At 57.7% G+C, this 12564-nt stretch carries 10 protein-coding genes; 8 read left to right on the top strand and 2 right to left on the bottom strand.

Annotation, left to right across the window (positions count from 1 at the left end):
* Positions 1-789, top strand: a 789-nt coding sequence (locus A6A03_RS20840; protein WP_245668919.1) for a dihydrolipoamide acetyltransferase family protein, incomplete at its 5' end; no start/stop codon positions are given.
* Between the two features lie 78 nt (positions 790-867).
* Here the strand turns inward: A6A03_RS20840 and A6A03_RS08835 are convergent.
* Complete coding sequence (locus A6A03_RS08835; RefSeq protein WP_066786564.1) at positions 868-2589, bottom strand: DUF262 domain-containing protein; 1722 nt, start codon at positions 2587-2589, stop codon at positions 868-870.
* Between the two features lie 205 nt (positions 2590-2794).
* Here A6A03_RS08835 and A6A03_RS08840 point away from each other — a divergent pair, with 205 nt between their 5' ends.
* The 7 genes from A6A03_RS08840 (at position 2795) to kynU (ending at position 11180) form a co-directional block, all read left to right on the top strand.
* Complete coding sequence (locus tag A6A03_RS08840; RefSeq protein ID WP_066786568.1) at positions 2795-3214, top strand: hypothetical protein; 420 nt, start codon at positions 2795-2797, stop codon at positions 3212-3214.
* Positions 3215-3441: 227 nt separating this feature from the next.
* On the top strand, positions 3442-4248 hold the full coding sequence (locus A6A03_RS08845) for a CPBP family intramembrane glutamic endopeptidase (protein WP_082908947.1): 807 nt from the start codon (positions 3442-3444) through the stop codon (positions 4246-4248).
* Between the two features lie 219 nt (positions 4249-4467).
* Positions 4468-5718, top strand: a complete 1251-nt coding sequence (locus tag A6A03_RS08850) for a glycosyltransferase (protein ID WP_066786573.1) — start codon at positions 4468-4470, stop codon at positions 5716-5718.
* An 83-nt stretch (positions 5719-5801) separates the two neighbouring features.
* Positions 5802-6380 carry a peroxidase-related enzyme gene (locus tag A6A03_RS08855; protein WP_066786575.1) on the top strand — a complete coding sequence of 193 codons (579 nt, stop codon included), beginning with the start codon at positions 5802-5804 and terminating at the stop codon, positions 6378-6380.
* 777 nt (positions 6381-7157) lie between these two features.
* Positions 7158-8384, top strand: a complete 1227-nt coding sequence (locus tag A6A03_RS08860; RefSeq protein WP_066786578.1) for a DNA methyltransferase — start codon at positions 7158-7160, stop codon at positions 8382-8384.
* A 116-nt stretch (positions 8385-8500) separates the two neighbouring features.
* The gene (locus A6A03_RS08865; RefSeq protein ID WP_066786581.1) at positions 8501-9787 is read left to right on the top strand and encodes a polysaccharide deacetylase; all 1287 of its coding nucleotides are present in this window, start codon (positions 8501-8503) and stop codon (positions 9785-9787) included.
* Between the two features lie 124 nt (positions 9788-9911).
* Positions 9912-11180 carry a kynureninase gene (gene kynU / locus A6A03_RS08870; protein ID WP_066786584.1) on the top strand — a complete coding sequence of 423 codons (1269 nt, stop codon included), beginning with the start codon at positions 9912-9914 and terminating at the stop codon, positions 11178-11180.
* Between the two features lie 245 nt (positions 11181-11425).
* On the opposite strand, the gene A6A03_RS08875 is transcribed toward kynU, so the two are convergent.
* The gene (locus tag A6A03_RS08875) at positions 11426-12430 is read right to left on the bottom strand and encodes a hypothetical protein (protein ID WP_066786586.1); all 1005 of its coding nucleotides are present in this window, start codon (positions 12428-12430) and stop codon (positions 11426-11428) included.
* Positions 12431-12564 lie beyond the last annotated feature (134 nt).

The following is a 12564-nucleotide window of genomic DNA, read 5'->3' on the forward strand; positions in this document are numbered from 1 at the left end:
GCAAGAAATTCTGCCGCCGCCCCGGCAGTCGTGCCCGCGCCGGTGGTTGCACCCGCGCCGGCAGTCGAGCCGGCCCCGGCGCCGGTCGAGATTCCTGCCGACGCTGAACTGGTGCCGTTGACGCCCATGCGGCGCAGCATCGCCGAGCACATGGCCCGCTCGGTGCGTACCTCGCCGCACGTGACCACGGTGATGGAGGTCGATCTGAGCCGGGTGCTCGCGCACCGCGCCGCTCACCAAGAAGCCTTCAACCGGCAAGGGGTGCGCTTGACCCTCACCCCCTACTTCGTGATGGCGACCGTGGCCGGTCTGCAAGCGGTGCCGGTCTTCAACGGCAGCTTCACCGAGCAAGGCATCATCATGCACCGCCGGATCAACATCGGCGTAGCGGTGGCGCTCAATGAAGGCTTGCTGGTGCCGGTCATTCCCGACGCCGACGAGAAGAATCTGCTCGGTCTGGCCCGTGCCGTCAACGATCTCGCCGAGCGGGCGCGCACTAAGCGGCTGCGGCCTGAAGAGACCCACGGCGGCACGTTTACCATCACTAACCACGGCGTCACCGGCAGCCTGTTTGCCACGCCAATCATCAACCAGCCGCAAGCGGGCATTCTCGGCATCGGTGCGGTGGTCAAACGACCGGTTGTCATCACTCAAAACGGGCTTGACGCCATCGCGATTCGCCCGCTCTGCTACCTCTCCTTCACCTTTGACCACCGGATCGCCGACGGCGCCACCGCCGATCGCTTCCTCGCCACGGTCAAGCAGCGGCTCGAACAGTGGGAGGGGTGAGCGGAACATAAGCGCGTATTCCACGCGCAGACGGCAGGTTCCATGGAACCTGCCGTCTGCGCGTGGTTGCATCCGGTTTTAACCCGCATCAATTCGCCAAACCGCTGTAGCAATGCGCGCCAGCTCACGTTGGCGGCGTTCGAGCAACTCCATTGTCCATTCCTCTGGCGCCAGTTCAGCAATGTCTTTAGTCAATTGATACGTGCTCTGCCGGTAGATATCCACCTTTTCACGATAACTGGCATTGCCGGCGCGTCGGTTGGCCGGTGCATGAAGCAAGGTGAGATTTCCTAAGCGATAAACAGCAGCTTCCCATTGTGATTGCGGAAACATCTGTTCCCATTCTTGGCTCGGATTTTCAGGCAGAATATGTTCAATCGAAGCCGGATCGGTATCAGGATCGCAATGGCGGCCAGATCGATAGCTTTCGAGCATTGCCAAGATATATTTGACCAGCTTTTTGCGTTGGCCGTTGGTTGAAATGGCCAAGGTAGCGAAATCATTCTCGAATTTATGGTCTGGCACGTAAATCGGACGCAATAGCTCAAATACTGCCGCTGGTGTTTTGGCTTGATGAGAGATGATAGCTTTGGCCGCTTCGTGATATACCGGCTCCAATTCATTAGGATTTAACGTGCTTACCACTGTATGTCTAAACGAGATGATCGAAACCATCCTAAGAATGCTGACAAAATTAGCAGGATTATCGGGCATCCATCGTTCCCAAGCGGCAAATAGCACTGGTGCCATCTGGCGCACATGGAACAGGTTGAGTTCGCGAATGTATGGTCGTGCCTCGCTGAGTTCAATCCAGAAACCATGATTTGGATCCGACAAGGCGGCGAATAGCTCAGCCCGCGACTCAAGCGCGGTAAGTAGCGCGAATACCTCAATCGGATCGCGCACTCGTTCCCGAATGAGTTTAAAGAGTCGTTGGCTGCGCACTTTGGGTAGTTCACAGAGCAAGTGATAACGCAAAAATTCGGGAAAACGCTCAGGGGTTACAGTATCAATCAGCTTTTGCCAACGCCGTTGCAACGCTTCCTGATCAGCTTTTACCTTAACCAATGAGAAAAGATAATTTTTGAGCAAATCGGTCGTGGTTAGCTCTAATCCTCGCGCATTCAACGTTTCAAATACAGTGTACGCACTGAGATCGTCGGCGACAGTAATCAGGATGAACAGCAATTGGCGGGCGATTGTCTCAGATAATAAACGAGTGAGTTCAATCCCATTCTGTTGAATATCGCTTAAATCACCAAGGCGCTCCTTGAAATATTGAAAACATTGCCATAATAACCGATTGGATTTTGGTAAGATTCGTGGATTAATCGGCTTGCGCAACTGTACTAAATAGTCTTGATAAAACGGGTTATCAGTTTCGTTAAGCGTCAGCCGGCTACTCTCGATTAACGAGGCCGGATCGCGCTCACCGATAAACCGGTTGCGCAGTTCTTTGGCCCGTTCACGATTGTCATCCGCATCAATCCCTTGTTTAGCCAAATCACCAAGTCGATCAATCACCGCCAACGCTAAGATACTGAGTGTCGCCATGCGTTGTTGGCCATCAATAATCAACAGATCATGATCGCTGCTCGCCTCTTGTACAACCAAAGCGCCCATATAGTGATATTCATTGGTTTGCTGGCGCAAGGCGAGAATATCGTTCCACAAATCTTCCCACTGCTCTTCCGACCACGAATAATCACGCTGATATGGCGGCACACGATAGCGTTTCCCATTTCCAATCAGCTCAAGAAAGCTGATCGTGCGCGTATTGAGCATTGTTGCACGGCTCATAGCCGACCTCACGAATAGAGTATTGTTTTCTAGATCATAGCATATTCCGCGTTCAGTAGTCTTCCACATCTACGAAAAACTGTTATGCCCCGCCAGCACTCTCACCCATACCGGGCCGGTCTGGCCGGCTTAGTCTGCGCTTAACAATCATCATCTACAATGGACATTGCTGAGGTTTTCCTTCACCACCGAGAAGGGCAGGACAATGGCACAATGGCGTAACCCGGCGGCGGCGCGCATCGCTGGTCAAATCGCGACCGGCGCTTTTGCCCTCGCGATGGCGGGGCAGCTTTTGTTGATCATCGGCGTGATCCCGGTCGCGTGGGCATGGGGCGGTACCCAGAAAACGCTCAACCCGACGGTGCAGATTGGCGGGGTGGCGGCAATTGCCATTCTAGCCCTATCGGCCTACGCCATCCGGCGGCGCGCCGGGCTTGACGGCGCGGGCCGTCCGGGGAGAGGGCTGATGATTGTGGCGTGGCTGATAACCGCTTATCTGTTCCTGAATACCCTAGCCAATCTCGCGTCGCCAAGCCTCGGCGAAAAACTGGTGTTTGGGCCGGTGGCGCTGGTCGCGGCGCTGTCGTGCTTGGTGGTGGCGTGGTCAAAGCCGGTTGAGCAGTAGCTTGTACCGCAGAGGAAGCTGAGGATGAAGCGCATTTGCGCTCCCTTCGCGCCCTCAGCGTCTTTGCGTGTACACTCTCTGCGCCTTTGCTCGCTTTGCGCCTTAGCGTTACCCCCGGCCCTGCTCCTAACTCACGACAGGGAGCGTAAGGCATAGCAAGAGCGGAACGCCGTAGCTCCCCTCTCCCGCGCCAGTGGGAGAGGGGCTGGGGGTGAGGGTCAGAAACAATGTCACGACCAACAATCCTTTATTTCCTCCTTGCTTATGGCCTAAGCTGGTGCGTGTTTACGCCACTGGCCTTGCAGGGCCGAGGGATCATCAGCGGCGTGCCGGCGTGGTTGCATCTGCTCGGTGCGTATGGCCCGTTGGCGGCGGCGTTCATCGTCACGTTGCTAACGGCTGGTTTTGCCGGGGTGCGCGAGTTGGCGAGCCGGATGGTGCGCTGGCGGATCGGCTGGGTTTGGTGGCTGGCGGCGTTCAGTCCGGTGGCGGTCTTTGGGGTGGTGGTGGTTGTGCTCCGCCTGATTGATGGCACGTGGCAGGCTGCGGCGGGCTTTGGCTACGTGGCCGAACTGCCGCAACTCGGTTGGCTGGCGGGGTGGGCCGTTTGGGTTCTCACTTTCGGGATTGGTGAAGAGACCGGCTGGCGCGGCTTTGCCCTCCCGCGCTTGCAGGCCCGCTACAACGCCCGCGACGCTGCCCTGATCGTGGGGTTGCTATGGGCCGGTTGGCATGCGCCAGCCTTCTTCTACAACTACGAACCTTCGCTGATCGCCGTTGTCACTTTTGTAGTCGGGATCGTCGCCGGCGCGATGGTGCTCGCGTGGCTCTACAACAGCACCGGCGGCAGCATCTTGGCAACGGCGCTCTGGCACGGCACGTACAATGCCGTCGTGGCTGGCGGCGAAGCGGTGGTCGCGGCAGTCACGACCGCTGCCGTTATCCTTGCGTTCATCGTGATTGTGCGCCGCTATGGGCCAGAGCATCTCGCGGCGCGACCGAGGCAGGCGGTGGGGGAAAGCGGTTGGGGTTGAGCCTGTGGAGTGCGGCAGTTGACTGCCGCATGCGAGACAAAACTCGGTGATGCGCTCGGAATGGTTGGGGTGAGCCTGTGGAGTGCGGCAGTTTGACTGCCGCACTCCATACCAGCTATCGAAACGGCTTGGTTCAGTGGAATAGCATGAGTCGCAGGCGAGGCGGATGCCGGTGTATTCTGCCCATTGCGAGATGATATTCATGCTGGAGAATAATCCGTGAAAGTCACCTTGCTCACCATCGGCTCGCGTGGCGATATCCAGCCCTTCATCGCGCTGGCGCAAGGTCTAGCACGGGCCGGTCACGATGTCATGCTCGGCGGGCCGCCCGATTTTACGGAACTGGCTGCGCGCTATCAGGTGCCGTTCACACCAATTGGCGCCAGCATCCAGATCCTCCTGCAAGATTCTGCCGTAAAAAACGCCATTACCGGCGGCGGTGTGTTGCGATTTTTACGCACTCGCAATACGCGCCGCGCCGATCTCTATGCCCAGTTGAACCGCGAGGCGCTCGCGCTCTGCCGCAGCGCCGATTTCATCATCTACAAAAATGCAGTGCTGGCAGCGTTTGGGATTGCCCAGAAATGGGGTATTCCCTGCGCTGAGGTGCGGTTGCAACCCTATACCCCAACTACGGCCTTTCCGGCTTTCTTCTTGAAAGGAAGAGCAAGTTATGGCAGGCTGATCAACTGGTTGTCCGGGTTCGTGCTGCAGACGGTAGTCTGGCAGATTTTACGCAACGACGTGCGCGCATTCTGGCGCGATGAGTTGCAGTTGCCGCCGTTGCCGGGCTTGTGGCCCGATCGGATGCTGGCCCGAGCCGGAGTTCGCATCTTTTCCCCGATCAGCCAACACGTCTTGCCGCGCCCGCACGATTGGCCGGCCCACCTTTACCTCACCGGCTACTGGTTTCTAGGGCCGCCGCCCGGTTGGACACCGCCGCCAGAAGTGGTTCGTTTTCTCGCCGCCGGTGAGCCTCCAGTCTATATTGGCTTTGGCAGTATGCCTCATCAAGCGCCACGCGCCACCTTCGATCTCATCACACGCGCGTTGCAACGCAGCGGCCAGCGAGGGATTGTCTACAGCGGTTGGGGTGGACTAAGCGGAGAAGTGGTTAGCAACCGGCTGTTGGTGATTGAGAGTGTGCCGCACGAATGGCTATTCTCTCACGTGAAGGCAGTTGTTCACCATGGCGGCGCCGGTACTACGGCGACCGGATTGCGCGCCGGCGTGCCGAATGTGGTTGTGCCCTTCTTTGCCGATCAGCCCTTTTGGGGTTGGCGGGTAGCGGCATTGGGTGCTGGCCCAGCCCCATTACTGCGGCAACGACTTACTGCCGAACGGCTAGCGATGGCGATCGAGCAAGCCGCTCACGATCCGACCATGCGCGCTCGCGCTCGCGAGATTGGGGCCCGATTACAAGCAGAGGACGGGATTGCACAGACGATCGAGCTGCTGCGTGTGCAGTGACCATGATCTCAGATATATTGAAATCATTCCTCATTTTGTATAATACAGCTTACGATCACCCGTCACTCATAAGGAGCACCCCCATGATCAACGACGATCGCCCGATCAGCCGGTTTCCGGTCGTTGACCGGATCGCCGATCTGCCGCCCGACATCCGCGCGCGGATCGAACAGGTGGCCGAAAAGAGCGGCTTCATCCCGAATGTCTTTCTCTTGCTGGCTCACCGTCCTGACGAGTTTCGCGCCTTTTTCGCCTACCATGATGCGTTGATGGACAAACCCTCCAATCTCAGCAAAGCCGAGAAAGAGATGATCGTCGTCGCGACGTCGGCGGCCAACGACTGTCTCTATTGCGTGATTGCCCACGGCGCGATTCTGCGCATCCGCAGCAAAAACCCGCGGCTGGCCGAGCAGGTCGCTACCAACTACCGGCGGGCCGAAATCACCCCGCGCCAGCGTGCCATCCTTGACTATGCGCTGAAAGTCGCGGTTGACTCGGCGCGGATCAGCGAGGACGATTGGCAACCGCTGTACGCGCATGGCCTGACCCAAGACGACATCTGGGAGATCGGCGCGATCGCGGCCTTCTTTGCCATGAGCAACCGGCTGGCGAATATGAGCGCGCTGCGCCCGAACGATGAGTTCTACGCGATGGGGCGGTGATGCGTCGCTGACCGCCGGGGACGCGGGACGCTGTCTCCTGCGTCCTCGGTGTTGCTGTGGTGAACGTTTACCGCCGAGGGCGCGGAGGAAGAGCCACAAAAAGACGCAAAAGGCACAAAGGTATCTCATGAGAGAGCTGTATGGCGTTTGCCCCCTGACCCGCTCTCCTGCTGGGGGATGGCCCCCACCCCTTGCCCCTCCCCCGCTGGGGGAGGGGGGTGCGAGAGGAAATAGCCACAAAAAGACGCAAAAGACAGAAAGGTATCTCATGAGAGAGCTGTATGGCGTTTGCCCCTCCTGACCCGCTCTCCTGCTGGGGGATGGTCCCCACCCCTTGCCCCTCCCCCGCTAGGGGAGGGGGGTGCGAGAGGAAATAGCCACAAAAAGACGCAAAAGGCACGAACAGAACCAAGTTTTGTTACGTGTTCTCTCCCGCGACGAGGGCAAGGTGTTTACCGCCGAGGGCGTAGACAACGCAAAGGGAGGAGAACAGAGCGTAGCGGCAAGAGCCAACGTGTCATTGCGAGGGCGCAGAGCGCCCGAAGCAATCCCCGGCGAGAGTGAATGGAAACATCTTGCTAGCGACCAATCGCGCTGCGTTGCCTGTGACACAAATAGGCGTCCCCTTTGTGCCCGCTGCGGTGGCGAGTTTATCGCCGCGTTTGTAGTACAAAGAACAGTTCGGTGCATGCAGTGTCGCTGCGGTAAGCTGTTAGGTGTTCCTGCCGACCCATATCTTTTACTGTAAGAACATGCGACAGCTCGCAACAAACTAATATGCCACCCCTTGGCCTTGCTTTCCACCTGACTCAGCGCGGTAATGCGCAGCACACCCGTTATGGCTGGCTGCGGCTCACGCCGGCTTACTCTGTCCATACCGTAACTGATCTGCTCAATCGTTATGCGCTGGCTGATGATGTGGTGCTCGATCCGTTCTGCGGTTCGGGAACCGCAGCGGTAGCGTGTGCTGAACGCGGTTTGGCTTGTATCTCGACGGACATCAACCTGTTTTTGGTGTGGTTAGCTCAGGCTAAAACAAGGATATATTCACCGGCGGAAGTTGACCAATTTCGCCAAATTGCCGCTGAGATTATTCAACATGTCGAAACCATACCACGTGACGTAATCTGGTTGCCTGAGATTCATCAGCGTGAAAAGTGGTGGGATGCCGAGGTTTTGCAGCTTCTTGGGGCGCTATGGTATCAGATTCAACAACTCCGCCAGCAGATTTCAGAATCGATCCACGATTTACTCAAGATCGCATTTTGCCGGGTGGTTATTCTGCACTCGCATGCGAGTTTCAGCCATCAATCAATGTCCTTTAAACCAGCGCGCCAACCGGGTCTGTTTGCCCGGACGCTTGATGATCTTGGTTTGACATGGCAGGCGAGCGTCAATGATATTGCGCGTTCGTTGCAGACTCCCATTATCGTGCCGCCGGCAATATATCTGCACGATGCGCGCCAGCTTTCAGCTTTGATCCCGCGCAATGCCATTTCACTGGTCATCACCTCGCCGCCGTATCCTAACCGGATGAGCTATATTCGCGAGTTGCGTCCCTATATGTACTGGCTCGGCTATTTGAACAACGGGCGCGATGCTGGCGAACTCGATTGGCAAGCCATCGGCGGTACGTGGGGGATTGCCACTAGTTATATCGGGCGCTGGCCAATACCGGATGATCACGGTGTTGTATACCCGCATTTTGCTGAGTTGATCCAACAGATTTCCCAACATAGCGATCTGTTAGCACGCTATGTTGCGAAGTATTTTGTTGATATGCGGCAGCACATCGCGGAACTGTATCACGTCACGCGACCACATGCACGGGTCTTTTACATTGTTGGCAATTCGACGTTTTACGATGTGCTGGTGCCTACCGAACAGATTCTGGCCTCGATGCTGCAAGCAGCAGGTTTTAGTCAAATAGACATAACTCCGCTACGCAAACGCACCTCAAAGAAGGAACTGTACGAGTATATTGTGTCAGCCCAGAAAGCATGATTCTTGCTACACAATTTCTGCCTACATACCATCGTTTTACCCCCTCCCACGGTAGACAGCCGCGATCAAGCGTGTTATATTCAAGACAAACCGCCGCCCATACTCAATTTATTGGCATGCAAGAGGTTGTCATCCCATTTCATATTGTGATCGGAGCGCGCACGCCGCAGGGGTATCCATTGCGGGCAATGTGCGGCGGGCGCAGCGCCGAGGAGACGATGCCGCCGCCGGTGTTGGTGAAGCCGCCGGCTGAGCCGGCGACGGAGTTGGGGGAATGGCTGTTGCCGGCGCCCATCCGGCGGTTGTTGATCGAGACGGCGCGGGAAGCTGCCGAGCACGGGGCGCGGATGCAGTTGCGGCTAGAGGTGGCCGCCCCTGAATTGGCAGTCTTGTCGTGGGAGTGGCTGGCATTAAGTAACGGTGAGCAACAGTGGCAGCCGGCCATCCGTGACGACTACCCATTGGTGCGGATCAGCCCCCGTGCTCTGCGCCCGCTGCCGCCGCGTCGGGTCGCCGGGCCGCTGCGCATGCTGATCGCGGTTGCTCGTGGTCACGATGTGGTCGCCAATGCGTTGGGAGAGGCGCTGATTGAGCCGGTGCGGGCCGGGAAGTTGGTGGTTGACCGGCTGCGCGATGCGACCGCCGATGAGATTGTGGCCGAGCTGGCCGCCGAGCCGCGCCATCTCTTGCACGTGATCGGCGAGTTTGAACAGCCGCCGCGCCAAGCGCCGCGTCTCCGGCTGGGGCGAGCGGTGAGCGCCGGTGAGCTGGCTGAGTTGTTGGTGAGCATTGATGAGTTGCGACTGCTCACGGTTGCCGGTGCGCCGCCGGAGGCTTGCGCGCTCTTTGCCGCTGCCCTCCACGAAGCTGATGGCCGGGCCGTAGCGGCGCTGCCCGATCTGAGCGCCGCGGCGCAGGCGCGCTGGAGCGCGGCATGTTATCAGGCGCTGGCTGCCGGCGAACCGGTTGATATTGCGCTGACGGCGGGCCGGGCGGCTCTGGCGAATGCGCAAGAGCCGTGGGGCGCGCCTCAGCTCTACCTCGCACCCGGTGGCGAGCAGCTCTTCCGCCCCGGCGAACCGCCGATTGCACCGGCGCCACCGGAAGCGGTGCGTCCGCTGCGCCAGACCACCACCGCGCCGCGGCCACGGTTCGCACCTACCGAGACGAGTGTGGGTGCGCCGACCAAGCGGCTGCAAGACTTGACCCGTCAATTCCGTCTGCAACCGCAATTGGTGGCGCTGATTATCGCCAGCCTCGTGCTGATCGTGCTGGTTAGCCAAGTGCTGATTGTGCCGGGCAGCGATGCGGTGCCTACGCCGGTGGCAACCCCAACCCCGCCGCTGTTGCTCGACCCGATCCGTATCCCGGTGCCGACCCTCTTCCCAACCCCGGCGCCGTGAGCACCGCATAAGCTGGTTTAGGGTAAGGGCGGGATTCATGATCCAAGCGCAAAGCGTGTAGCATAGCGCCATTGGCACGCGCCTTACCTTCGTTGCGCCCTAACCGCGCCAGAAAGGAACGACGATGACCATCCCGCTCGATGCCGCTTACGCCGATCAGCTCGATGCCGCCGATGATCTGGCCGGGTTGCGGCAGGCGTTTGTCAATGATGAACCTGACCTGATCTACCTCGATGGCAATTCACTCGGACGGTTGCCGCGCGCGACGGCGGATCTGGCCGCCGATCTGGTGCGCCGGCAATGGGGTACGCGCCTGATCCGTGGTTGGAATGAGGGATGGTTTGAACTGCCGGAGCGGATTGGGGCGAAGATTGCGCGCTTGATCGGTGCTGAACCGGATGAGGTGATCGTTGCTGACAGCACGTCGGTCAATCTGTTCAAACTGGTCATCGCCGCCTTGCGCGCTCGTCCCGGACGCGAACGGATCATTAGCGATGACCTCAACTTTCCCTCTGACCTCTATATCTTGCAGGGAGTGGCCGATCTGCTCGGCGGGCGGCACGAAATCGCTATGGCCTATTCGAGCGACGGCATCCACGGCCCGGTCGAGACGATCCTCGGCCTGCTCGACCACAACACCGCCTTGCTCACCCTCTCGCATGTCGCCTTCAAGAGCGGTTTTCTCTACGACATGCCGGCCCTGACCGCCGCTGCCCATGCGGTGGGGGCATTGGTACTGTGGGATGTGAGCCATTCGGTCGGCGCTGTCCCGATCAATCTCTCTGAGAGCGGGGCGGATCTGGCAATTGGCTGTTGCTACAAATACCTCAATGGCGGGCCGGGGGCGCCGGCGTTTCTCTACATCCGGCGCGATCTGCAAGCGCAACTGGTCAACCCGATTGCCGGCTGGATGGGGCAGCGCAACCTGTTTAACTTCGATCTCGATTACGAACCGGCCCCCGGCTTGCGCCGCTTTCTCACCGGCACGCCGCCGGTGGTGTCGCTAGCGCTGATTGAGCCGGGGGTAGACTTGTTGCTGGCCGCCGGGATCGACCGGCTGCGGGCCAAATCGCTCGCGCAGACGGAATATCTGATCGAGTTGTGGCAGCAGCGATTGGCCCCGTTGGGGTATACCCTCAACTCACCGCGTGATCCGGCCCGGCGCGGATCGCACATCTCGCTCGGCCACCCGGAAGGTCTGGGCATTGATCTGGCTCTGATCAACGAGTTGGGGGTATTGCCCGACTTCCGCGCCCCCGATAATATCCGGCTTGGCGTTGCCCCGATCTACACCAGCTTCCGCGACATCTACACCGCGGTCGAGCGCATGGCGCAAGCTGTGACCGAGCAACGCTATCTCAAATACCGCGACCATCGTCCGGCGGTGACGTAGGGACGGTTTTGTTCACATAAAGCGTTTTATCATAGAGTACGACAGTCATACTGCCGCAAGCCATATCTTTCTACACCAGCTTCCGCGACATTCACACCGTGGCCGAGCGCATGGCGCAAGCTGTGACCAAGCAACGCTATCTCAAATACCGCGACAACCGACCGGCGGTGACGTAGAGGCGGTTTTTAGAGAGCATTCTATCATGGAGTACGGCAGTGTGACTGCCGCACTTCATATCTTTCTAGTCACCCGCCAAAATAACCTCTTATATCATTCGCATAATCTGGATGTAATTCATAGTAGCGGCCTCGATCGGGCGCACGGATCAATGGTTCTTTACCGAGCGCTTCAATCCGCATCGTGATACCGGCACGAGCGCCAGCCAATTGCATACCGCTAAATTGGCTGTCGTCAGTTTCCATTTGTAGTTCCTCAATCAACTTGCGGCGTGAAATCTTATCGCTTTGCCTACTTAACACCTTGAACAATGCACGTTGATTTGAGGTTGAGTTAACTAAAAACTGGTAAATTTCATCACGTGTCCAAACACCGGCACTATTGAATGGTACGGCTTCCTCTTCTTCGGCAGGTAACGAGCGACGGAGCGTTGCGATTTCGATAATCACACGCACGAGGTGTCCAACATCAATTGTGTCGATGGGCAGTAGAATGCTCTGGATTTTTTGATTGACATCACGTAATTCTAGGGTATTGAGATCTTCTTTCAGTTTCAACAGGTTTAGCAGGTCATCGCAAGAAATCAGACGCACGCGATCACGGTATGCGCTGCCGCGTATCTGATCAGCTAGCGGGAGAGCATCGCCCTCACCAATGACATACAAACCAAACACTTTCGTGTAAGGAACCCCGACCGTCGTCGCCAGTCGTTGTAAATATTCACCGATCTGGCCCACATCGTGCGCAATCCATGTGCCGGATTTGACTTCGATCACAATATGTTCACCGGTTGACTTTTTCCACAAGCCATCGAAGCTAATGCTATTCCGGTTTGAACTATAGTGGCCAAACTCGATCTGGAAGCCAAGATACTGGCCGATCGCGATGACAATGTCTTGGAGGTGGCGCGGCCATTGTTGTGTGATCGCTTCTTTCACCCAGAGATGAAAGTGTTCGTGTTGCCATCGCGGCTGGGTAATAAACGCGCGAAATGTCTGTGCCGCTCGGTTGCCGTCTTTCAATTCTTCGCCTAAAAGCTGGTTGATACTTGCGAGCGAAATCTGCTCTTTCATCATGGCTCTCCACTTGTGGAGTCTTTATTCTTAGTTTAGCATCAAACAGTAAATATGTCTATATCGTTTCTACAATTGCAAAGCTGTTATGTACGCGACGAACGCTTGTTTCTGTCTATCACTCGTCGGCACTT

Origin of the sequence: Chloroflexus islandicus (assembly GCF_001650695.1) — a bacterium.
Taxonomy (GTDB): domain Bacteria; phylum Chloroflexota; class Chloroflexia; order Chloroflexales; family Chloroflexaceae; genus Chloroflexus; species Chloroflexus islandicus.

What these genes read in the sequence shown, in the direction of transcription:
- A6A03_RS08835 (WP_066786564.1), bottom strand. Translation starts at nt 2,589, where the DNA reads ATGAGCCGTGCAACAATGCTCAATACGCGCACGATCAGCTTTCTTGAG.
- A6A03_RS08840 (WP_066786568.1), top strand. Translation starts at nt 2,795, where the DNA reads ATGGCACAATGGCGTAACCCGGCGGCGGCGCGCATCGCTGGTCAAATC.
- A6A03_RS08845 (WP_082908947.1), top strand. Translation starts at nt 3,442, where the DNA reads ATGTCACGACCAACAATCCTTTATTTCCTCCTTGCTTATGGCCTAAGC.
- A6A03_RS08855 (WP_066786575.1), top strand. Translation starts at nt 5,802, where the DNA reads ATGATCAACGACGATCGCCCGATCAGCCGGTTTCCGGTCGTTGACCGG.
- A6A03_RS08860 (WP_066786578.1), top strand. Translation starts at nt 7,158, where the DNA reads ATGCCACCCCTTGGCCTTGCTTTCCACCTGACTCAGCGCGGTAATGCG.
- A6A03_RS08865 (WP_066786581.1), top strand. Translation starts at nt 8,501, where the DNA reads ATGCAAGAGGTTGTCATCCCATTTCATATTGTGATCGGAGCGCGCACG.
- kynU (WP_066786584.1), top strand. Translation starts at nt 9,912, where the DNA reads ATGACCATCCCGCTCGATGCCGCTTACGCCGATCAGCTCGATGCCGCC.
- A6A03_RS08875 (WP_066786586.1), bottom strand. Translation starts at nt 12,430, where the DNA reads ATGAAAGAGCAGATTTCGCTCGCAAGTATCAACCAGCTTTTAGGCGAA.